General features: G+C 73.5%; 24 protein-coding genes. 9 read left to right on the top strand and 15 right to left on the bottom strand.

Annotated elements, in window-relative coordinates; genetic code table 11:
- Positions 1–188: 188 nt before the first annotated feature.
- Entirely contained in the window at positions 189–1058 is an 870-nt protein-coding gene (locus AB0Q96_RS18165) for a SigB/SigF/SigG family RNA polymerase sigma factor (RefSeq protein WP_365326518.1), read from the top strand.
- A 159-nt stretch (positions 1059–1217) separates the two neighbouring features.
- Here the strand turns inward: AB0Q96_RS18165 and ehuA are convergent, their stop codons facing one another.
- The 8 genes from ehuA to ectA all read right to left on the bottom strand — a co-directional run bounded on the left by ehuA (position 1218) and on the right by ectA (position 7751).
- Entirely contained in the window at positions 1218–2006 is a 789-nt protein-coding gene (ehuA, locus tag AB0Q96_RS18160) for an ectoine/hydroxyectoine ABC transporter ATP-binding protein EhuA (RefSeq protein WP_365326516.1), read from the bottom strand.
- The gene (ehuD, locus tag AB0Q96_RS18155; RefSeq protein WP_365326514.1) at positions 1996–2631 is read right to left on the bottom strand and encodes an ectoine/hydroxyectoine ABC transporter permease subunit EhuD; all 636 of its coding nucleotides are present in this window, start codon (positions 2629–2631) and stop codon (positions 1996–1998) included. Before ehuD ends, ehuA begins: the two co-directional genes overlap by 11 nt.
- Entirely contained in the window at positions 2631–3377 is a 747-nt protein-coding gene (gene ehuC / locus AB0Q96_RS18150) for an ectoine/hydroxyectoine ABC transporter permease subunit EhuC (RefSeq protein ID WP_365326512.1), read from the bottom strand. Before ehuC ends, ehuD begins: the two co-directional genes overlap by 1 nt.
- 13 nt (positions 3378–3390) lie before the next feature.
- A complete protein-coding gene (ehuB, locus tag AB0Q96_RS18145; RefSeq protein ID WP_365326510.1) occupies positions 3391–4314 on the bottom strand; it encodes an ectoine/hydroxyectoine ABC transporter substrate-binding protein EhuB in 924 nt (307 codons plus the stop codon).
- Positions 4315–4365: 51 nt separating this feature from the next.
- Positions 4366–5265 carry an ectoine hydroxylase gene (thpD, locus tag AB0Q96_RS18140; RefSeq protein ID WP_365326508.1) on the bottom strand — a complete coding sequence of 300 codons (900 nt, stop codon included), beginning with the start codon at positions 5263–5265 and terminating at the stop codon, positions 4366–4368.
- An 87-nt stretch (positions 5266–5352) separates the two neighbouring features.
- The gene (locus AB0Q96_RS18135; RefSeq protein ID WP_365326506.1) at positions 5353–5757 is read right to left on the bottom strand and encodes an ectoine synthase; all 405 of its coding nucleotides are present in this window, start codon (positions 5755–5757) and stop codon (positions 5353–5355) included.
- 49 nt (positions 5758–5806) lie between these two features.
- Positions 5807–7096: a diaminobutyrate--2-oxoglutarate transaminase gene (gene ectB, locus AB0Q96_RS18130; RefSeq protein ID WP_365326698.1), complete on the bottom strand. Its 1290-nt coding sequence runs from the start codon at positions 7094–7096 to the stop codon at positions 5807–5809.
- Positions 7097–7223: 127 nt separating this feature from the next.
- Positions 7224–7751: a diaminobutyrate acetyltransferase gene (gene ectA, locus AB0Q96_RS18125; RefSeq protein ID WP_365326504.1), complete on the bottom strand. Its 528-nt coding sequence runs from the start codon at positions 7749–7751 to the stop codon at positions 7224–7226.
- Positions 7752–8287: 536 nt separating this feature from the next.
- On the opposite strand from ectA, the gene AB0Q96_RS18120 reads away from it, so the two are divergent.
- The gene (locus AB0Q96_RS18120; protein ID WP_365326502.1) at positions 8288–8752 is read left to right on the top strand and encodes a hypothetical protein; all 465 of its coding nucleotides are present in this window, start codon (positions 8288–8290) and stop codon (positions 8750–8752) included.
- Between the two features lie 97 nt (positions 8753–8849).
- Here AB0Q96_RS18120 and AB0Q96_RS18115 read toward each other — a convergent pair whose 3' ends face one another.
- Complete coding sequence (locus AB0Q96_RS18115; protein ID WP_365326501.1) at positions 8850–9443, bottom strand: CGNR zinc finger domain-containing protein; 594 nt, start codon at positions 9441–9443, stop codon at positions 8850–8852.
- 65 nt (positions 9444–9508) lie between these two features.
- Here AB0Q96_RS18115 and AB0Q96_RS18110 point away from each other — a divergent pair, with 65 nt between their 5' ends.
- Positions 9509–10789 carry an MFS transporter gene (locus tag AB0Q96_RS18110; RefSeq protein ID WP_365326500.1) on the top strand — a complete coding sequence of 427 codons (1281 nt, stop codon included), beginning with the start codon at positions 9509–9511 and terminating at the stop codon, positions 10787–10789.
- Between the two features lie 72 nt (positions 10790–10861).
- Here the strand turns inward: AB0Q96_RS18110 and AB0Q96_RS18105 are convergent, their stop codons facing one another.
- Positions 10862–11320 (bottom strand): GNAT family N-acetyltransferase, encoded by a 459-nt coding sequence (locus AB0Q96_RS18105; protein WP_365326498.1) that lies wholly within the window; start codon positions 11318–11320, stop codon positions 10862–10864.
- A 239-nt stretch (positions 11321–11559) separates the two neighbouring features.
- On the opposite strand from AB0Q96_RS18105, the gene AB0Q96_RS18100 reads away from it, so the two are divergent.
- Together AB0Q96_RS18100 and AB0Q96_RS18095 are read left to right on the top strand one after the other, a co-directional pair.
- Positions 11560–12144, top strand: a complete 585-nt coding sequence (locus tag AB0Q96_RS18100) for a hypothetical protein (RefSeq protein WP_365326496.1) — start codon at positions 11560–11562, stop codon at positions 12142–12144.
- Positions 12145–12167: 23 nt separating this feature from the next.
- Positions 12168–12998 (top strand): DUF5995 family protein, encoded by an 831-nt coding sequence (locus AB0Q96_RS18095; RefSeq protein ID WP_365326494.1) that lies wholly within the window; start codon positions 12168–12170, stop codon positions 12996–12998.
- Between the two features lie 72 nt (positions 12999–13070).
- On the opposite strand, the gene AB0Q96_RS18090 is transcribed toward AB0Q96_RS18095, so the two are convergent.
- Positions 13071–13262, bottom strand: a complete 192-nt coding sequence (locus AB0Q96_RS18090; protein ID WP_365326492.1) for a ferredoxin — start codon at positions 13260–13262, stop codon at positions 13071–13073.
- 14 nt (positions 13263–13276) lie between these two features.
- A complete protein-coding gene (locus AB0Q96_RS18085; protein ID WP_365326490.1) occupies positions 13277–14467 on the bottom strand; it encodes a cytochrome P450 in 1191 nt (396 codons plus the stop codon).
- A gap of 578 nt (positions 14468–15045) precedes the next feature.
- Here AB0Q96_RS18085 and AB0Q96_RS18080 point away from each other — a divergent pair.
- Complete coding sequence (locus AB0Q96_RS18080; RefSeq protein ID WP_365326488.1) at positions 15046–15414, top strand: VOC family protein; 369 nt, start codon at positions 15046–15048, stop codon at positions 15412–15414.
- A gap of 120 nt (positions 15415–15534) precedes the next feature.
- Here the strand turns inward: AB0Q96_RS18080 and AB0Q96_RS18075 are convergent, their stop codons facing one another.
- Positions 15535–16080, bottom strand: a complete 546-nt coding sequence (locus AB0Q96_RS18075; protein WP_365326486.1) for a hypothetical protein — start codon at positions 16078–16080, stop codon at positions 15535–15537.
- Positions 16081–16407: 327 nt separating this feature from the next.
- Complete coding sequence (locus tag AB0Q96_RS18070; protein WP_365326484.1) at positions 16408–16752, bottom strand: metalloregulator ArsR/SmtB family transcription factor; 345 nt, start codon at positions 16750–16752, stop codon at positions 16408–16410.
- A 245-nt stretch (positions 16753–16997) separates the two neighbouring features.
- On the opposite strand from AB0Q96_RS18070, the gene AB0Q96_RS18065 reads away from it, so the two are divergent.
- The gene (locus tag AB0Q96_RS18065) at positions 16998–18308 is read left to right on the top strand and encodes a hypothetical protein (protein ID WP_365326482.1); all 1311 of its coding nucleotides are present in this window, start codon (positions 16998–17000) and stop codon (positions 18306–18308) included.
- Between the two features lie 14 nt (positions 18309–18322).
- Here AB0Q96_RS18065 and AB0Q96_RS18060 read toward each other — a convergent pair whose 3' ends face one another.
- The gene (locus AB0Q96_RS18060; RefSeq protein WP_365326480.1) at positions 18323–18895 is read right to left on the bottom strand and encodes an antibiotic biosynthesis monooxygenase; all 573 of its coding nucleotides are present in this window, start codon (positions 18893–18895) and stop codon (positions 18323–18325) included.
- A 106-nt stretch (positions 18896–19001) separates the two neighbouring features.
- Between AB0Q96_RS18060 and AB0Q96_RS18055 the strand changes: the two genes are divergently transcribed.
- Positions 19002–20012, top strand: coding sequence for an alpha/beta hydrolase (locus AB0Q96_RS18055; protein WP_365326478.1), 1011 nt, complete (start codon positions 19002–19004; stop codon positions 20010–20012).
- A gap of 102 nt (positions 20013–20114) precedes the next feature.
- Positions 20115–21089 (top strand): glycosyl hydrolase, encoded by a 975-nt coding sequence (locus AB0Q96_RS18050; protein WP_365326476.1) that lies wholly within the window; start codon positions 20115–20117, stop codon positions 21087–21089.
- The last annotated feature ends 2 nt before the right edge of the window (positions 21090–21091 follow it).

The following is a 21091-nucleotide window of genomic DNA, read 5'->3' as shown; positions in this document are numbered from 1 at the left end:
CCCCCTTCTCCTCGTCGGTTCTTCCCTCATGGTGGGCTTCCGTCCCGATTCCTCCTGCCCGGAGAACCGCGGGAGATGCCCGAGTCCGGTCCGGAAGTCGTACGCGTGCCCGCGCGAAGTCCGGGTAGGCGCACCCCGAAACAGGTACCAGCAGGCGAACGATCCGCGAGCAACAGGAGGTTGTCCCCGTGCGCACCGAGGTGGCCAAGGTGACGACGACGTACGTGGGGAGCGAGGCGAGCGAGCTGCCCCTGGTGGAGACCCCGCACGAGGTCGCGCCCCAGGACGCTCGTGCCCTGTCGAAGGTGTTCCTCCGGGAGCTGGCCGTGCGGGAGGAGGGCACGGCGGGGCACCAGTACGCCCGCAACACCCTGATCGAGATGAACGCCTCCCTGGTCCGGTACGCCGCCGGACGGTTCAGGGCCCGCGGCGACGAGATGGAGGACATCGTCCAGGTCGGGACCATCGGTCTGATCAAGGCGATCGACCGTTTCGACCTGACGCGCGAGGTGGAGTTCGCGACCTTCGCCGTGCCGTACATCGTCGGCGAGATCAAGCGCTTCTTCCGTGACACCACCTGGGCGGTGCACGTCCCGCGCCGGCTCCAGGAGGCGCGGGTCGAACTCGCCAAGGCGAACGAGGAGCTCGGCTCGCGGCTCGGCCGGTCGCCGCGCGTCTCGGAGCTCGCGGAGGCGATGGAGCTGTCGGAGGAGGAGGTGATCGAGGCGCAGATCGCGGCGAACGGATACAACTCCGCCTCCCTCGACGCCGTCTTCGACGGTGACGACGCGGACGCGGACACCTCCCTCGCCGACTTCCTCGGCGAGGAGGACCCGGCCCTGGAACTCTTCGAGGACTTCCACACGCTCGGCCCGCTCATGGACCTCCTCGACGAGCGCGAACGGCTCCTGCTGCACCTGCGGTTCGTGGAGGAGCTGACCCAGGCCGAGATCGGGAAGCGGGTCGGCGTCTCCCAGATGCACGTCTCCCGGCTGCTGGCCCGGGCCCTGAAGCGACTGCGCGCGGGCATGCTCGTCGACACCTCCGGCGAGGTGTGAGCACGCCGGCGAGGTGTGAGCACGCGGGCCGGGCCTGAGCGCTTCCACCGGGTCTGAGCGCCTCCACCGGGACCCGAACCGCTGCCCGGGGACGGGGACCGCCCTCCGGGGCCCGGCGCGCATCGGGCCTCGGAGGGCGGTCCCCGTCCCCGCGGGGCGTCACCGCACCGTGCGGAGGAAGGCCCGGGTCCGGTCGTGCGCGGGCGCGTCGAGCAGTTCGTCGGCCCGGCCCGACTCCACGATCCGCCCGCGGTCGAACATCAGGATCCGGTCCGACACGTCCCGCGCGAACCCCATCTCGTGCGTCACGCACAGCAGGGTGATGTCGCTGCCGTGCGCGATGTCCCGCAGCACGTCGAGCACTTCCGCCACCAGTTCGGGGTCGAGCGCCGAGGTCACCTCGTCGAGCAGCAGGATCCCGGGCCGCATCGCGAGCGCGCGGGCGATGGCCACCCGCTGCTGCTGACCGCCGGAGAGACGGGTGGGCCGTTCGCCGGCCCGGTCGGCGAGCCCGACCATGCCGAGCAGTTCCCCGGCCCGCGCCTCCGCCTCCTCTCGGCTCTCGCCCAGCACGTGCACGGGCGCCTCGACGACGTTCTCCAGCACGGTCATGTGGGGGAAGAGGTTGAACTGCTGGAACACCATGCCGATGCCGCGCCGACGCGCTGTCAGCCTCCGCTCGCTCGCGGGCACCAGCCGGCCGTCCGCCCCGCCCGGCATGTGCGAGTAGGGCTCGCCGTCCACGTGGATGACCCCCTCGGTCACCCGCTCCAGCGTCATGAGCAGCCGCAGGATCGTCGTCTTGCCCGAACCGCTCGGCCCGATCAGCGTCACGCGTTCGCCGCGCCCGACGGTCAGGTCGAGGCCGTCGAGCACGGTGTTCTCCCCGTACCGTTTCGTCACCCGGTCGAAGCGGACCGCGTCGGGGACGGATGTCTCAGCGGGCAAGGCGTGCCTCCAGTCGGCGTACCAGCAGGGACGTCGGCCAGCTCGCGAGCAGGAACACCGCGGCGGCCAGGGTGAGGCTCTCCAGATAGGCGAAGTGGGTGCTGCCGAAGGTGTTCGCCTCGTGCACCATCTCGTGCACCGTGATCACCGACAGCAGCGGTGTCTCCTTGAACATGGAGACGGCGTAGTTGCCCAGCGGCGGCAGCACGTTGCGCACCGCCTGCGGCAGCACGACCGCGCGCCACACCCGCCGGCGCGGCAGCGAGAGCGCCGTGCACGCCTCCCACTGGCTCCTCGGCACGGCGTCGATGCCCGTCCGGTACACCTCGGAGAGATACGTCGCGTAGTGGACGCCCAGGACCAGGACGCCCAGCGCGAGCGCGTCCAGGGCGGGCACCAGGACCCACGCCGCGAACAGCTGCACCAGGAGCGGTGTCGAGCGCACGAACGCGGCGGCCGCGCTCACCGGCAGGGCCAGCCACCGGGGGCCGGCGCGCTGGACCAGGGCGAGGACCAGCCCGAGCGCCGCGGCCACGGCGAATCCGAGCACGGTCGCGGCCAGCGTGACGCCGAAGCCCCTCAGTACGGCGGGCAGTGCGGCCCACGCCGCTTCCCCGTCCCACATCAGGCACCCCCGCCCTGCCCGAGCCGGGCCTTCGCGGCCCGCTCCAGCGCGTTCATCAGCAGGCTCAGGACCATCGCCAGGGCCCCGTACACCACCAGGAGCAGGACGTACGCCGCCGCAGTGTCGCCCGTCGCGGACCGCAGCTGGTCGATCTCGAAGGTGAGGTCCGGCACCGTGACCAGCGAGAGCAGCGGCGTCGCCTTGAGCAGCTGGACCAGCAGGTTCTTGAACGGGGCGACCATCAGGGCGTGCGCCTGCGGCAGGACCACACGGCGCAGCCGCAGCCCCGGCCCCATGCCCAGCGCCACGGCCGCCTCGCTCTGCGCGCGGGGCACCGCCGCGATCGCCCCGCGCACCACCTCGGCCCCGTACGCGCCGTAGTTGAGCCCGAGCGCGAGGACGGCGCAGGCCAGGGGCTCCAGGCGGAAGCCGAGGATGGGCAGCGCGAAGAACAGCCAGAACAGCTGCACGTACAGCGAGGTGCCGCGGAAGAACTCGACGACGACCCGCGCCCCGCCCCGTACCGGCCACCGGGCGGAGCGCGACAGCAGCCCGAGCGCGTAGGCCAGGACGAGGGCGAGCGCCGCGCCCAGCACCGTGGCCTCCACGGTGACGAGGAGCCCCTCGCCGAGCCGGGGCAGCGCCTCCCGGACCGCGGGGAGGAAGTCCGCGGCGAAGCCCCCGGGGAGCTCCACGGCCTGCGGTGCGCCGAGGCCGGTGGCGGGCCGGGCCGGGAACGCGGTCATGCCGGCCACCCGCTCACGCCGCGCACAGGTCGGCGGTGCGCAGGGAACGGGGCGGGACCTCGCGTTCGGTGAAGCCGTAGCGGCCGATGAGCCCCACATAGCGGTCCGGGGCGCCGGTGATCTTCGCGAGCTCGCGGTCGAAGGCGTCCCGCAGCCCGTCCGCCCCCGGCCGGAACACGGCGCCGCCCGCGCTGAACTGGCGCACTCCGTCGATCTCCGGGAAGAACGGGGCGGCCACCTCCACGGCGGCACGCCGGTTGGTCCGGGCGAGCCAGCGCAGCGAGATGCCGGTGAGCGCGAAGGCGTCGATCCGGTCCGCGAGCAGCGCGTCCAGTCCGTCCTGCTGTTTGGCCAGGCTCTTCACCGCCCCGTCGGACACGCCCGCCGCCTTGGCGTAGGCGGCCTCCACCGCGGCGGAGAGCACACCCAGCGTGGCGCCCTTCGCCGCGCAGGACGCGAAGTCCGTCAGTCCCTCGGGGTTGCCCTTACGGACCATCAGCGCGGTGGGGGAGACGAACTCGGGCTCCGAGAAGATCACCTTGGCGCAGCGCTCGGGCGTGATCGACATGCCGGCGCTGACCACGTCGAACCGGTCGGCGAGCAGCCCGGGTATCAGGGTGCCGAACTCCGTGAGCGTCGGCCGGAGTTCCGGGACGCCCAGGGCCTTGAAGATCTCCCGGTGCAGCGTCGGGGCCTCGCCGGCGAGCTCGTCGCCGTCCCGGAACCCGTACGGTGCCTCGCCGGCGAACCCCACCCGGACGAAGCCCCGTTCGCGGAGCCGGGCCAGGAGCTCGCCGTCGTCCTCCGGCGCCCCCGTCCCGGCCTGGGTGCGGCTGCAGCCCGTCACGGCGAGGCCGGACGCCACGGAGAGTGCGGCGCCGAGCCGGACGGATCTGGTGAGAAAGCCGCGGCGGTCGAGCGGTGCGGGACTGGGCATGACCGTCCTCTACTTCGGTGGGGGAGGGTGGGGGCGCGCTGGTGCGGTGGGTCAGCCGACGGGGGTGAACTCCCGCGCGGCGACGAAGGAGGGCCGCCGGACCGGAGCGGCGAACGGGGCCTCCGGCGCGTTCTCGACGCTGTTGAACACCAGGAACACGTTGCTGCGCGGGTACGGGGTGATGTTGTCGCCCGAGCCGTGCAGCGCGTTGCAGTCGAACCAGGTCGCCGATCCCGCCCGGCCCGTGAAGTGCCGGATGCCGCAGGCGTCGGCGAAGGTGGTGAGGGACGCGTGGGACGGCGTCCCGGCGTCCTGCATCCGCAGCGACTGCTTGTAGTTGTCGCGGGGCGTCTCGCCCGCGCAGCCCAGGAAGGTCCGGTGCGAGCCCGGCATGATCATGAGGCTGCCGTTGGTGGTGTGGTTCGGGGTGAGCGCGATCGAGACCGACACGGTCCGCATCCGCGGCAGGCCGTCCTCGGCGTGCCAGGTCTCGAAGTCGGAGTGCCAGTAGAAGCCGCTGGCGCCGAAGCCCGGCTTGACGTTGACCCGCGACTGGTGCACGTACACGTCGGAGCCGAGGATCTGCCGGGCGCGCCCCACGACCCGCGGGTCGGCGGCCAGCCGGGCGAAGACCGGGCTGATCCTGTGCACCTCGAAGACGGAGCGGATCTCCCGAGAGCGGGGTTCGACGACGGCCCGCTCGTCCTCCCGTACCTCCGGGTCGGCGAGGAGCCGGTCCAGCTCGGCACTGAGCTCCACGACCTCGTCGGGGGCGACGAGTTCGTCGACCGTGGCGAAGCCGTCGCGCTCGAAGCCCTCAAGCTCGCGCGCCCAGAAGGGGCCGGGGGTGCCGGGGGAGGACCAGACGACGGGGTCCTTGCGGCCGATCAGCACCTCCTTGGGGCCGCGGGTGGGGTAGAGGTCGACGGGACGGGTGGGTGCGGAGGTCATGAGGGCGGGGGCCTTCCTTTCTCTGCCGTGGTACGGGGGGTGCGGGCCGGCCGCGCTCCTGTACGGGGGTGCGGCCGGCCTCCCGGCTCAGTCCTGGCCGGGCTCGGTGAGGAGCGGGTAGACGCCGTTCTCGTCGTGGTCCTCGCGGCCGGTGACCGGCGGGTTGAAGACGCAGAGGCAGCGGAAGTCCCGCTTGACCTTGAGGGAGTGCCGCTCGTGGCCGTCGAGCAGGTACATCGTTCCGGGCAGGACGGTGTACGTGCGGCCGGTCTCGTGGTCGGTGAGCTCGGCCTCGCCGGCGGTGCAGACCACGGCCTCGACATGGTTCGCGTACCACATGGAGGTCTCGGTCCCCGCGTACAGGACCGTCTCGTGGAGGGAGAACCCGACGCGCTCGCGGGCGAGGACGATGCGCCGGCTCTCCCAGGTGCCGGACGCGGCCCTCACGTGCCGCTCGGTGCCGTCGAGCTCGTCGAAGGTACGGACGATCATCGGTCGCCTTTCGCTGTGGGGGGAGGGGGAGTGGGAGGGGCCGGAGGGGTCAGACGGTGCGGCGGTCGGCGGTGTGCCGTACGGAACGGGCCAGGATGCCGAGGCCCTCGTCGAGCTCGTCGTCGGTCGCGGTCAGCGGCGGCAGCAGTTTCACCACCTCGCCGTGCGGGCCCGAGGTCTCCAGGAGCAGACCCAGTTCGAAGGCCCGCCGGCACACGGCCTCGGCGCGCGCCCCGTCGGCGAACTCGAGCCCCCACACCAGGCCGCGCCCCCGGGCGGAGAGCGCCGTCCGCGCGTCGTTCCCGCACAGGTCGAGCAGGGCGTGCTCGACGCGAGCGGCCCGGCCGAGGGTGCGGTCGCGCAGGGCGGTGTCGCCCCAGTACGCGTCGAGGGCGGCGGTGGCGGTCACGAAGGCGGGGTTGTTGCCGCGGAACGTGCCGTTGTGCTCGCCCGGCTGCCACAGGTCCAGTTCGTCGCGGAAGAGGCAGAGCGCCATGGGCAGGCCGTAGCCGCTGATGGACTTGGAGAGGGTGACGATGTCGGGGGTGATGCCGGCCTCCTCGAAGGAGAAGAATTCCCCGGTGCGTCCGCAGCCCATCTGGATGTCGTCCACGATCAGCAGCATGTCGCGGCGACGGCACAGGTCGGCCAGCTTGCGCAGCCACTCGGCCCGCGCGACGTTGATCCCGCCCTCGCCCTGCACCGTCTCGACGATCACCGCCGCCGGGTGGTCGAGGCCGGAGCCGGGGTCCGCCAGGAGCCGCTCGAACCAGAGGAAGTCCGGCATCCGGCCGCCGAGGTAGCGGTCGAACGGCATCTGGGTGGCGTGGTGCAGGGGCACGCCGGCGCCGGCCCGCTTGGCGGCGTTGCCGGTGACTGCGAGCGAGCCGAGCGACATCCCGTGGAAGGCGTTGGTGAACGACACGACCCCTTCGCGGCCGGTGACCTTCCGGGCCAGCTTCAGGGCGGCCTCCACGGCGTTGGTGCCGGTGGGCCCGGGGAACATCACCTTGTAGGGGAGGGCGCGGGGCTCCAGGACCGTCGTACGGAAGGTCTCCAGGAACGCGCGTTTGGCGGTCGTCGCCATGTCGAGGGAGTGGGTCACCCCGTCGGCGGCGAGGTAGTCGAGGAGCGCCCGCTTGAGGACCGGGTTGTTGTGGCCGTAGTTCAGCGAGCCGGCCCCGGCGAAGAAGTCCAGGAAGGGCCGCCCGTGTTCGTCGTACAACCGGCTCCCCTGGGCCCGCTCGAAGACCACGGGCCAGGCGCGGCAGTAGCTGCGTACCTCGGATTCGACGGTCTCGAAGACGGACGGGGCGGCGATGTCGGTGAGGGTGGTCACGGTTCTCCCGTAGATGGGTGGAGCGGAGCGGGTACGGCGGCGGGTGCGGCGGCGGGTGTGCGCGGGCAGGCCGTGCGGCGTCAGGGCGTCCAGGCGTCCGGGCGTCACGGCGCGCGTGCCCCGGGCGTCAGCGCGCCGGCGGGGCGATGCGGTAGAGCACCTCGGGTTCGTGGGAGGCGTCGGCGGGCGGAAAGGCGGCGGGCGGGAACAGCACCTCTCGGGTCACGACCGCGCCGTGGCGACGCGCGTACGAACGGAAGAGCCGGTCGGAGGCCACGTTCCCCGGAGTGACGGTCGCCTCGACCAGGCTCAGCCCGTGTTCCGCCGCCACGCGGGCGGACAGGGCGTCGAGCAGTGCTCCGGCTACCCCGGTTCCGCGGTGCGAATCCTCGACGGCGACCTGCCAGACGAAGAGGGTGCGCGGTGCCTCCGGCCGCAGGTATCCGGTGACGAAGCCGACCGGCCGCCCGGACGCGTCACGGGCGACGGCGGTGGTGTCGGCGAAGTCCCGGCACCACAGGAGGTAGCTGTAGGGCGAGTTGAGGTCGAGATCCCCCGAGCCGCGGGCGATGCGCCAGAGCTCGGCACCGTCCGCGACCTCGGCACGTCCGATGGTGAGGTCCTTGATCGGGGATGTCGCGTGGGCAGTGGTCATGGGCGCCGAAGCTACCGAGTCGATCAGCGAACTGCCTCGACCTGAGGGCTTGTGCGGGGCCGGGGGGCGTGATAGCCGCGCGACGGGTCCCGGGGGCCGGAATCCGCGCCGGACACCCCGTGAAATACTCTCAAAGAGACCCGAACTGCCCGTTTATAACGGCTGGATAACGGCTCTGTGCTGCCCGTTCCGGCCCTGCTCAAGGTGTGGGAATACCGCGCGTTTCGGGTTTGGGGACGCCGGACCGGGTGAGACGTACGGGTCCGGTGGACGAGGCCGTCAGCGCCCCGGAGCCCCGCCGAGACTCCCCGGCACTCGGCCGACCGGGCCATTCAGGGGCCTTTGACCCGGCCCCGGATGTGAACCTCCACCGCCTTCGGGGTAAAACCATGACCAACACCCCTCTCATTCGAACGGACACGCGCGCGTTGAGCATGCTTCCCGGATCACGTGTCCCAGGCCGAACCTGGACCATCCGACTCACCGGCAACGCGGACCACTCCGCCACGGTCACCTGCACGACGGAGGGCTGCCGCATGCCCGCGAGGTCCAAGGACATCGCGGGTATGCGCGCCTTCGCCCGCGAGCACGCCCGCGCCCACGCCCGGCTCGCGGCCCCGCGCCCGAACGCCGCCTGCGCCTGCGGGGCGAGCGGCTGCCGCCACCACACGGCGCGGGCCACCTGCACGGGGACGACGCTGCTCGTCCTGATCCATAACCCCATCGTGGCCGAGGTCTGGACCCTCTCCGAGATCTGCCAGGCCTGCGCCCCCCACATCACGCACGCCACCGTCCTCGCGGGCGGCAGGACTGTGGCCGCCCAGCCGGGCCCCGGCGCCGCGCGGACCGCCCCCGCCGCGCCCGCGGGCCCGCCGCCGGTGGCCGTCGGCTTCTCGTCCCCGGGCGCCGCGGGGGGCGAGGCCCCGACCCCGCCCGGGGGCCGGCGTCGCACCGGCCGCGGCAAGCCGCGCGGCAACCGCTCGGGCCGCGGCCCGTTCTGACGGGCGCTCCCGCCCGGAACGCCGCCCGGAACACCGTCCGGGCCCGTGGACCGGGCCCGGACACGGCACGGCCGGCGCCGTCGGCCGCGCCCTCGCCTCAGCCCGTCGCGCCCTTGCGTGCCCGGAAGGCCGCCGCCTTGGTGCGGTTCTGGCAGGCGGTCGAGCAGAACTGGCGCGCCGCGTTGCGCGAGGTGTCGACATAGACGCGGTCGCAGCGGCCGGCCCGGCAGACGCCGAGCCGGCCGGCGAGGCTGCCGCCCACCGCCAGCGCGAGCGCCGTGGCACAGCTCGCGGTGCTGCCCACGGCGAAGGTCTCGTCGGCCCCGTGGAAGTGCAGCTGCCAGGGCTCGCCCTCGCGCCGGTCCAGGTGCGGCCGGGCGCCGCTGAGCCGCAGCAGGCCGTTCACCGTGGTGGCGGCCGTGTCCAGGTCGCCGTCCTGCACGGCCTGGAAGACCGCGCGCATCCGTCCCGCCGCCGCGGCCAGGTACTCCGCCTCGGCCGCGTCCATGGTGCGCGGGAGCGAGGAGGCGGCGCGCGGCACCGCCGCCTCGACCGCCGCCGGAAGGTCGGCCCCGCGCGGTGCCGGATGGGCGCGGCCGTGCGCCTCACCGTCGGTCAACGTGTTCACGAGCGCCACCGCCTGATCCAGCAGCACCGCCACGTGACTGTCGAACATCACTTGACCAGTCACCCCCTCGATGGTCTGATACGTGACTGACATTACTTGATTCGACGGTTACGCGAGGGGGGCCGGCGATGCCGAGAGTCGTGTGGTTACTGGTGATCGCGCGGGCGATCAACAAGCTGGGAGCCTTCTCCCTGCCGTTCCTGACGGTGCTGATCAGCAGCGACTTCGGCGCGAGCGTGACCACGGCCGGGCTCCTCTCGGCCGCGTTCGGCCTCGCGACGATCCCTTCGCGGCTGGCCGGCGGCCGACTCGCGGGAGTCCTCGGCCGCCGCCGCACCATCGTGCTCGGCCTCACCGGCTGCGCCGTCGCGCAGCTGGCGATCGCCGCCGCCGACTCCCTGCTCCAGGTCGCGTTCTTCGCGATCCTCCTCGGGCTCGCCTTCGAGCTGTACGAGCCCCCCAGCCAGGCGATGATCGCCGACGCCGTCGGCCCCGCCGACCGGGTCCGCGCGTTCAGCCTGCTCAACGCCGCGCTGGCGGTCGCCGGGACCGGCGCCGGCCTGATCGCGGCGGCCGTGGGCCGCTGGGACCTGCGCTGGCTCTTCGTCGTCGACGCGGTGACCTGCCTGGCCTGCGCCCTCGCACTCCGCCTCGTCCTGCCCGCCGACCACCCGCGCCGACACGCCGCCACCGCCGACGGAGACCGCGGCGCGCCGGTCCACCCCTGGCGGGACCGGGCGCTGTGGGCGATGTTCTCGTGCGGCACGGTCTTCGCGCTCGTCGCCATGCAGGTCATGATGGGGCTGCCGCTGACCCTCGCCGGCCGCGGCCTGGAACCCGCCGACGCGGGGCTGCTGTTCACGGCCTCGGCCGTCACCGTCGTCGCCGCCCAGCCCGCCCTGCGGCTGCGCCGGATCGCCGCGCTCCCCGACACCGCGGCCCTGGCCCTCGGGTACGCGCTGATGACGGTGGGCCTGGCCGGATACGCCCTCGCGCACTCGCTGCCCGCGTTCCTGATCGGCACCGGCCTGTGGAGCCTGGGTGAAGTGCTCGTCCTGGGACGCGTGTTCGGCGTCGTGGCCGCGCTGGCCCCGCCCGGCGGCTCGGACCGCTACCTCGCCGCGTACGGCATCAGCTGGGGCATCGCCACGACCGCCGCCCCGATCACCGCCACCCAGCTCCTCGACCGCTTCGGCGCGACGGTCCTGTGGGCCGGCACGGCGGCCCTGTGCCTCGCCCTCGCCGCCGCGCAACCGCTGCTGGTCGCACCCCTGATCGGCCGGACGCGCCCGGCCGGAACCGAGCCGGAGACCGGGAAGGACACGGAGACCGGGAAGGACACGGAGACCGGGAAGGACATGGAGACCGGCCTCGCCGCGCGCCGCCCCAGGGCCGCCCGCGCGGACTGAGCCGCCCGCGCGGACTGAGAGAGGGCGTGGGCCGGGACGGGGTGCCGCGCGCCGGGCACCGGGCGCCGGATGTCAGGCGCCGGGCGTCATGTCGTACGTGACCCACATCGTGCGGGTCGCCACCTGGTCGTACTTCGCGCGGGCCCGGTGGTTGTCGTCGGCGGTGATCCAGCGCACGACGCTCCAGCCGCGCTCGGCGGCGATCCCGCGCAGCGCCTCCAGGAGCCGGTCGGCGGCGCCGGACCCCCGGCTGTCCGGGGCGACGAACAGGTCGTCCAGGAAGCACCCCGTGGTCGCCGACAGCGGGCGCGCGAAGGGCCGGTAGTGGGCGAGGCCGACGAGCCGTCCGGCGGAGTCCTCGGCGACCAGGGCGTTCACCTCGTGCCCGGGGTCGTGGATCCACGCCCAGACCCGCTCGGCGGCCTCGTCGGTCTGCTCGACCCGGTAGAACTCGGCGTAGCCGCGGTACAGGGCACGCCACGGCGCGAAGTCCTCGGCGGTGACGGGACGGACCTTGATGTCGGTCGACATGGACTCACACTCTCTCGCTCTTGCGGGTGCCGCGGTGCCGCGGTGCATCGGTGGTGCGGAAGCCGCAGGTTTCGCACAGAGTCGATCATGCGGGCGCCGCGGCGCCGCCACCCGTGACGCGGCGTCCAAAGAAGTGCCCGCCGTGCGCCTCGATGGACAGGTGGCGCCCGGGCGAGGATCGGTCGGCGCACGCCAGGCCGAGCCCGCCGATTACACGGCGTAGTGATATGCTACTCATCGTGACAATGGAGCCCGAGGGCATCCCTCGACACCGCACGAACGCGCCCAACCACGTCTACTACTTCGACATCGGGACCGGCACCTGGCACGGAAAGGCCACCTTCCGCGTCACCTCCTGGCGCGGTCTCATGCGCAGCCGCATCGGGCTGACGTACAAGCTGCTCGCGACCGCCATGCACACCGTCGAGCGGCTCACCGGCGCGCCGCGCCAGTCGTCGACGATCGTGCCGAAGCCGGACGAGGGCGAGTTCGGCGTGGCCGACAACGTGGTCAGGATCTCCAAGTTCGGCGCGACCCTGTACCTCCTGAAGGAGCGGTACGTACTGGACCGCAACGGGACGGGGGTCGTCGTGCACGGGAACGAGAGGCTCGGCCCCGTGCCGGGCCTGCTCACGCGGACCTTCGACTACTCCGCGGAGGTTCGCGACGAAGGGATGGCCGCCACCTATCAGATGCCGTTGCTCGGAGCCCCTTGGGTCGCGAACTACCAGGTGGCGGCGGACCGGCAGAGCCTCTTCGCGGAACTGCTGTGCGACTGGGGCAGGGCGACCGAGGAAACCCGCCGAGTCGGCGCGCCGGTCTAGCGGGCGGCAGGAACACACCCCCGATGGCCGCCGAGCCCGTGCTCCCCGCCGAGAAGGTCGACATGGTCGCCGGACTGCTCGCCGACCGGGTCAGGCAGTACGACGCCGCCCACGATCGCCGGGCCGCGTTCGCCTACACCTACTACCGCCTCACGAAGACGCTCGCCACGGCCTTGGACACGGGCACCCCCGCGTTCGACGACCCGCCGTGGGTCGCCGAGCTGTGCGAGACGCTCGCGTCGGCCTACTTCAGCGCGATGGACAGCACCGACGCGTGGCTGGCGGGACGATCCGGTCGCGCCGCGGCCGACGCCAAGCCCCGCGACCTGCCGGACTCCGTCCCTCCGCCATGGCGAGACGTCTACGCCGCTTCGAGCGTCCGGCGCTCCTACCTGCTGGAGGACGTGCTCTTCTCGATGATGGCGCACATGTCGTACGACCTGCCGGGGGCGTTGCGGCACATGGCGGCGATCACGGGCGACCGCAGCCACATCGCGGACTTCCAGCGCATGAACGACGTGCTGGCGTCGTGCGTCGACGAGGTCCAGGACGACCTTTCGGCCAGGTACATCCGAGGGCTCAGCTCGCTGGACAACCTGTTCACCCGGAGCGACGAGCTGCTGACCAACTACGGGATCCGGGTCGCCCGCGGCTTGGCCTGGTTCAACTGCGACAGGCTCATGGACCCGGCGTCGACCGAGGACGCGTCACGTTCCATCAGCACGAGCACCGCCGCTCTCATCGCCGAGATCCGCGCCCCCGACGACCGGAAGCTGCGCGCCGTCCTGTGGATCCTGCGCAGGGTGATTCCCGACCGCAGGCACTGGCCCGCCGCGGACGCGCCCCTCGGGTAGTGCCGGCAGCAGCCGTCGACGCACGGCTGCGACCGGCACCCCCACCACGGGCTCCGAGGTCCGGCCCCGGCCCTACTCCTCGATCGTGATCGCCTGTACGGGGCACGCGCGGGCGGCCTCGCGGACCAGGGGTCCCTCGGCGTCGTCCGCGCGGTCCGGGGCGACGGTGCCGAAGCCGTCGTCGTCCTGGGTGAAGTGGTCCGGGGAGGTCAGGGCGCACTGTCCGGCGCCGATGCAGATGTCCCCGTCGATCGAGATGCGCATCCGTGTGGGTCCTTTCACCATGTGACGGGGAGTTCGAGCATGCCCTGGATCGTGTCGCCCGGCTTGAACGGGATCTCCTCCGCGGGCACCGCCAGCCGCAGCCCCGGCAGGCGCCGCAGCAGGGTCCCGAGCGCGATCTCCATCTCCGCGCGGGCGAGGTTCTGCCCCAGGCACTGGTGGATGCCGAAGCCGAAGGCCAGGTGGTGGCGGGCCGGGCGGGCCCAGTCCAGGGCGTCGGCGTCGGCGTAGGCGGTGGCGTCCCGGTTGATGACGGAGGTCGAGAACACCACCCCCTCGCCCGCGCGGATGACCGTGCCGTCGATCTCCACGTCCTCGCGCGCGACCCGCAGCAGCCCGTCGGCGATCGACAGGAACCGCAGCAGCTCCTCCACGGCCGTCGGCACCAGCCCGGGGTCGGCCTGGAGCTCGGCCAGCCGCTCGGGGTGGCGCAGCAGGGTGAAGGTACCGAGCGAGATCATGTTCGCGGTGGTCTCGTGCCCCGCGACCAGCAGGATCGTGGCCAGCTGGACCAGTTCCTCGCGGTCCGGTCCGCCGTCCTGGAGCTGTCGGGCCACCAGGTCGTCGAGCACACCCTCGCCGGGCTTGTCCCGTTTCCGGTCGACCAGATCGCCGAGGTAGCCCTCCAGTTGGGCGAGCGCGTCCTCGGTGTCCGCGCCCGTCGGGCCGCGCAGCAGCCGCCGGGACTGCGTCTCGAAGAAGTCGTGGTCCTCGTACGGCACGCCCAGCAGGTCGCAGATCACGATCGACGGCACGGGCAGCGCGAACGCGCTCACCAGCTCGGCCGGCGGGCCGGCCGCCTCCATCGCGTCGAGGAGCCCGTCCACGGTCGACTGGATGCGCGGGCGCATCCGTTCGGCGCGCTTGAGCGTGAAACCGGGAATCAGCATGCGGCGCTGGGTGTTGTGCTCGGGGTCGTCCCAGCCGAGCAGCGCGGCCCGCCGTGACCTGCGCAGAGACGCGGCCCGCTCGGTCGGCAGGGGGAAGTCGGGGCGGGTGGAGTCGGTGGAGAGGCGCGGGTCGGAGAGCAGCGTGCGGGCGGTCGCGTGTCCGGTGACGGCCCACACCGAGCGCCCGTCCCAGAGCGTCACCCGCGACAGCGGGCGCTCCTCGCGCAGCGGCTCGTAGGCGGTCGGCGGGTGGTAAGGGCAGGTTCGGTCCTGGGGGAACGCAACGGCTTCCGTCATGGGGGGCCTCGCAAGGGCGAATCGGTGGCTCTGACGTGGGTTGCCGTCTCCACTACATGCCTCAGGCACCTATCTGGTCTACGCACAGTTCGGCCAATCCACCGGAAGGGGGTCGTCCATTCGGCGTCCGTCCGGGGCGGCGGCCGGACGGCGGCCGCTCGGTCGACCGGTGCGGCGGGTCGGCGCGGCGGAACAGTGGGGCCCCGGGCACGAGAAGGGCCCGGCCTCGTACACGGGGGAGGTACGGGGCCGGGCCTGAGAACACAGTACCGCCGAAACTCCCTTTCGTGGTGCGATGGCGGCAAATCGCCCCCGGCCTTCCGAAATCCGACGCCAGGCCCAGGAGCCTCCTCTTGGGCCCCGGGGTCAGGACTTCACACCGGGACCCGGCCGGAACCCAAGGAGAAGCCCCGCAAGCGGACTTGTACGTTCAGGCCCTGAACGCGCGGGGGCGTGGCGGCGGCCCCTCCCGCGCGAGCGCGAACACCGCCGACCTGGTCGTCCACCCGTGAGGGCCGCGTCCTCGACCCGCTTCTAGGGTGGGCGAACGCACCACCGCCGACCGTCCAGGAGACGCCATGCCCCCGCTCATGAAGCTGAGCGCGATCACCCTCGACTGCCCGGACCCGCAGGCCCTGGCGGCCTTCTACCGGGAGGTCACCGGGCTCGAACCGCACCCGAAGTCGGACGCCGAGTTCGCGAGCCTCCTCGCGGAGGGCGGCCCGCTGCTCGGCTTCCAGCGGGTCGACGCCTACCGCGCCCCGACCTGGCCCGACCAGATCGTCCCCCAGCAGCTCCACCTCTGCTTCGACGTCGCCGACCTGGAGGAGGCCGAGGCACGCCTACTGGAGCTGGGCGCGGGAAGGCCGGAGCGCCAGCCGGACGAGGGCAGGTGGCGGGTTCTGACCGACCCGGCCGGGCACCCGTTCTGCATCGTCGCGGTCTGACGGGGGGCGCACGAGCGCGCCAACCTCTGCCGGCCGTGGGCCCGGTCGGCCCGGCGCCGTAGCGGTCGACGCCGTACGGATCAGCGCCGTGCCGTACGGATCAGCGTCGTGCTGCCCGGTTCAGCGCCGTGCCGCCCGGCTCAGCGTCCTGGCTCCGGCGACCGGTACGACCAGCGAGAGCCCCGCGATCACCAGGATCTCGATCGGCCCGAGCCTGGAGCCGGCCAGCGACAGGGCGGCGAGGACCACCACGAACGGCACGATCGCGCAGGTGAGCGTCCCGATCGCCTTCTGGCGGTTGGTCCACTGGGGGGATCCCCACAGCAGGGCCAGGCCGACGAGCATGGCCGCCGCCCCGGCGAACGCGTTGAGCAGCACCAGCAGTCCGGCCAGCGCGAGCAGCACCACCGTGAGGCGGGTCCGGCCGGGGCGGGCGGCCGGCGCGGCGGCCGGCTCCTCGGCCAGCGCGGCGGCGGCGACGGCGCGGGGATCGCCCAGGCCGTCCAGGACGCGACGGACCTGGACGTCCGTCTCGGCGCCGCTGACCTCGACGTGCTCGCGGAGGTCGGCGAGCAGCTCGGCCCGGCGCTCGGCGGGGAGTGCGGCGGTCTCGCGCGCGACGGCGTCGAGGTAGGCGGTCACCAGCGGGTGGTCGATGGCGTTCATGAGGATTCCCCCTGTGGGTCGTTGAGAAAACGGTCGGCGGCGTCCCGGGACGACGGCCATGCCCGGGTGAACTCGGCGAGGGCCGCGCGGCCCACGGTGGTCAGCGTGGGGCGGCGGCGCGGCGGCCCGCTCGGGGACTCGCGCGGTTCCGTGTCGACGAAGCCGACGAAGCCGACGAAGCCGACGAAGCCTTCGCGGCGTGGCCGCGGAGCCTGCCGGGAACCCTGCCTCCCGCCTCGTTCTTTGCGTCGCCAGGAACCATGCAATGCAAGATAGTGTGGCCGCGCGTCTCCCCGCAAGCGTGTACGGGGGCTCCGGCGGGCTGTGTCAGTCGCGCGGACGCGTGGGCGTGGCCCGCAGATCGGCGAGGAGTTCGGCCTGACCGGCCAGCACTCCGGAGAGGATCGAGCGGGCGACGGCGAGCAGGTCCGCGATCTCCGGGTCCACGAGCGAGTAGCGCACGGTGGCCCCCTCGCGCCGGGCGACCACCAGATTGGCCCGGCGCAGCACCGCGAGCTGCTGCGAGAGGTGCGCGGGCTCCACGCCGACCTCGGGCAGCAGCTCGGCGACCGCGTGCTCGCGCTCACTGAGCAGCTCCAGCACGCGGATCCGCACCGGGTGCCCCAGCGTCTTGAAGAACTCGGCCTTGAGTTGGTACAGCGGCGCGCTCACCCCCGCCACCTCCGTCGCGCCCGAGCCGTGCACCGTGTCCCTCGCGCCCTCATCGCCGTGGCTCCCTCCTCGCGCCCTGACGTCGAGATGACGACCTCGCGAACTTCCCAGATTAGCAATCCGGTACATCCCGCATGCGCCGGGCGGCCCCCGCCCCGACACCCGGCGATCCCGGCCACCGGCACCCCGTACCCTCCACGGACCAGGCGCATCGCGCGATGCGCGCCGACGACGGGGGACAGCACATGACATACCGGCGTGCGGTGATACCGGCGCTGCTCGGGGGCCTCCTGCTCACGGCCCTGCTGTGGTGGGCGGGAGCCACCGCGGACGCGCTCCACCTGCCGGGCAGCGGCAGCGTGCTCGGCGCGCGGACGGCCGCCGAACTCGAACGCTGGCTCGGCCCTTGGGCGTACGACCCGCCGACCGCGCTCCCCCTCGGTGCCGAGACGCCCGGCGGGACCGGCGGCGCGGCCGTCACCGACAGCGGCCGCTACCTCTCGCTCTACACCACCGGCCAGCAGATCCGGTTCTGCGCGCTGTTCGCCTTCTTCGTCCCCGGGGCGCTGCTCCTGATCCGCCGGCTGCCGCCGGTGCACGGCCGACTGCCCGCCACGCTGCTCGCGCTCTGGGCCTGGGGCATCGTGGCCGGAACCCTCGCCGTCGGCGTCTCCACGCCGTGGCTGATCGCTGCGAACGGCCGCGGCAGCTACCGCTTCCTGCCGCAGCTCGCGAGCGGCCTGGCCGCCGGCCGCCAGCTGCTCGTGGTGACCGGGCTCGTCGTGGCGGCGGTGACGGTGCTCGTCGCGCGGACCGCCGCCAAGGGCGCCGGACCGCTGCCGCGCACGCCCGTCCCCGCTCACGCCGCCCGCAGGGCCGCCACCCTCGGGACGGCCGTGATCGCGCTGTCGCTGGTGGTCCTCTCGTACGAGAAGGTCGCCGCCGCCCTCCAGACGGTCCCGTCGCCCGGCGGACTGCTCGACGAACCAGGCGAGCTCCTGCGCCAGTGGCTGCTGCTCGGCGCCTGGTCGGCCCCGGCCGGCACGGCGCTCGGCGACTGGCTCCTCCACCGCGCCGTCGACCTGCTGGTGCTCGCCCTCGTGTGGGCGGCGCTGCGGCTGCTCCCCGGACTGCTCACCCGCGTCACCGTCCCGGCGATGGCGGCGGGCGCCGTGAGCGCGACCGTGCTCGGGCTCCTGGCGAGCCAGGTGCTGCGCATCGCCCTGGACGCGACCGGCATGCGGTACGGACTCCTGTACATCTCCGGCAATCTCGGCAACGGCGTCCCGGCCGCCCTGCTCTGGGGCATCCTGGCGGGGACGGCGGCGGCCCTGACGCTGAGGACCACCACGGGCGGGCAGGAGGCCGTGGAACCCCGGGAACCCACGGCGCCCATGCCACCCGGGGCGCCGACGGCCCCCGGGGCGTCCACGGCCCCCGAGGGGCCCACGGCCGGCGCGGCGTCCACAGCCGGTGAGGCGCCGACGGCCCCCGCATCGCCGACGGTACCCACCTCGCCGACGGCCGGCGAGGCGCCCGCGGCCGAGCGGTCCTGACCGAACCGGCGCGGCTATCCGCCGAGCCACCCGCGCAGCAGGCGGCTGACCGTCGGCATCGTCACGTACGTCATCAGGACGTTGAAGACGCAGGCGGTCAGGACGGTGCTCAGCGGCAGGGGCAGCCCGGCGAGCCGGGGGACGAGGAAGTAGGCGCCGAGCAGGGAGACCGGGTAGATCGCGAGGGTCGCGCTGATCGCCATCTTCCACCGGGGCGGCGCCGGACGCGTCGAGCCCGGCTTGGCGAACCAGGTCTCCATGCCGGTGAGCTTGCGACGCGCGATCTCGGTGTGGTGGTGTCCCTCGCAGTGGGCGAACCACGCCGCCCGTTCCGGCGACTCCTGCCACACCCGGCAGGCCTCCGCGTCCCGGAACCGGTGGACGAGGAACCACGGGGCGTCGCCGCCGGACGAACGGAACAGCCCGTAGCCGAGATGCCCGGGGAACGCGGCGGCGCTGTCGAGGATGCCCCTCGCCCACTCCTCGAACGCGGCCTCGTAGCCGGGTTCGACCCGCCGGGCTATCAGCAGCGTCACCTCACCGGCGTCGGCGGGGACGGTCGCGTGCTCAAGGCTCACAGCGGTCACTACTGCTCCTGAGGGTCACGCCGCGCCGCCCGCCACCCTACGCGGTCGGCGACCGGGATCCCGCCCCCGGGTGCGCCGCGGGGAGACGCCCCGCGATACTGCCCCCATGACCGGCACCCCCCGCCCCGTACCGGCGTCACCGCCCCCGTTCGACCCCGAACTCGGGGCGGCGCTGGGCGCCTTGGGGGAGGTGGCGCGGGAACCGTACACGCCGGAGAACCTCGTGGCCCGGCAGGAGCTGGACGCGGCGGCGCGGCCCCGGCCGACCGTCGAGCGGCTCCGGGCCGACGGGCGCTTCGAGGTGGCGGAGCTGCGGGTGCCGGGCGGGCCGGGCGGCCCGGAGGTCACCCTGGTGAGCGCCCGCCCGGCCGGCACCGAGGGCCCGCTGCCGCTGCTGTACTACCTGCACGGCGGCGGCATGATCATGGGCAACGCCTGGTCCGTCGTCCCGCAGTTGCTCCGCACGTGGGCGGTCACCCTGGGGCTGGCCGTGATCTCGGTCGAGTACCGCCTGGCACCGCGCACGCGGTACCCGGGACCGTTGGAGGACTGCTACGCGGGGCTCGTCTGGGCGGCCGGGAACGCCGCCGCCCTCGGCGTCGACCCGGACCGCATCGTCATCGGCGGCAAGAGCGCCGGTGGCGGACTCGCCGCCGCGCTCGCCCTGCTCACCCGCGATCGCGGCGGACCCGCCCCGATCGGGCAGCTCCTCCTCAGCCCGATGCTCGACGACCGCGGCGACACCTTCTCCAGCCACCAGATGGCGGGCGTCGACACCTGGGACCGGAGCTCCAACGCCACCGCGTGGCAGGCCCTGCTCGGCGACCGGTACGGCACCGCGGACCTGCCGCCCCACGCGGCGCCCGCGCGGGCGACCGACCTGTCCGGACTGCCGCCGGCGTACGTCGAGGTCGGCTCCGCCGAGACGTTCCGGGACGAGGGCGTGGCCTACGCCGACGCGATCTGGCGGTCCGGCGGCCAGGCCGAACTCCACGTGTGGCCCGGCGCCTTCCACGGCTTCGACACCGTCGCCCCCGATGCCGCCCTCAGCCGGGACGCCCGCGCGGCCCGGACCCGCTGGCTGCGGCGCGTCCTCTCGGCGGCGGAGCGGCGCTGACCCGCACTGGCGTGGCCCGCGCGGGCGCGTGCGCGGGTGCCCGCGCCCCCATACGCTGATCATCGGTCAGACCGGGACGGACACAAGCCCTGAGGAGTGCCGGTGGTGCGGCGGGTGCGCGGCGGCCTGGTCCCGTTGCTGGTGGGTGCGCTGGTGCTGGGTTCGGGGGCCGTGCCGACGGCCGACGGGGGAGCCGACGCCAAGCCGCCGCGGGCCGCCGCCACGACGCTGCACGGCGTGTTCCTCGGCTCGGAGCAGGAAGGCATCACCCGCCTGCGGCACTTCGAGTCGTGGCGCGGGCACGGGACGCTTCGTGCGGGGCGCACGTACCTCCCCGGGGACGACTGGGTCAGCATCGAGGGCCCCGAGGCGTTCCTGCGCCCCTGGGCGGCCTGGCGCACCGGGAGCCCCGGCCGGGTCCTCGTCCTGAACGTGCCGATGCTCGACCGCAGCGAGGCCCGGCTCCCCGACCGGCGGGTCGCCGAGCTCCTCAAGGCCGGCGCGCGCGGACGCTACGACACCCACTTCCGGGTCCTCGCCCAGCGCCTCGTACGCCAACGGCTCGGGGACAGCGTGCTGGTGCTCGGCTGGGAGATGAACGGGATCACCTACACCCACCGCTGCCACCCCGCCCCCACCCAGTGGCAGGCCTACTGGCGCCGCATCGTCAGGGCCATGCGCGCCGTCCCCGGCCAGCGCTTCCGCTTCGACTTCGCCCCCAGCCGGGGCCGCGACGCCATCGCCTGGACCCGCTGCTACCCCGGGGACGCCTACGTCGACGTCATCGGCATGGACGCCTACGACCAGCCGCGCGGCACCTCCTTCAGCCGCCAGGTCGACGAACCGTACGGCCTGCGCCACCAGGTCACCTTCGCCCGACGGCACCACAAGCGCGTCTCCTACCCGGAGTGGGGCCTGTTCCGCAACGGCGACGACCCCGCGTACGTCAAAGGCATGCTCGACTGGTTCCGCGCCCAGCGCCCCCTGTACGAGTCGCTCGCCGACTACTGCCCCCACGGCGTGTGGAACTGTTCCCGCCACCCCAAGAGCGCACGCGAGTACCGGCGCCGCCCCTAGGG

Origin of the sequence: Streptomyces sp. NPDC093111, assembly GCF_040683955.1 — a bacterium.
Classification (GTDB): Bacteria; Actinomycetota; Actinomycetes; order Streptomycetales; family Streptomycetaceae; genus Streptomyces.
This window is presented reverse-complemented; position numbering and strand designations above follow the sequence as displayed.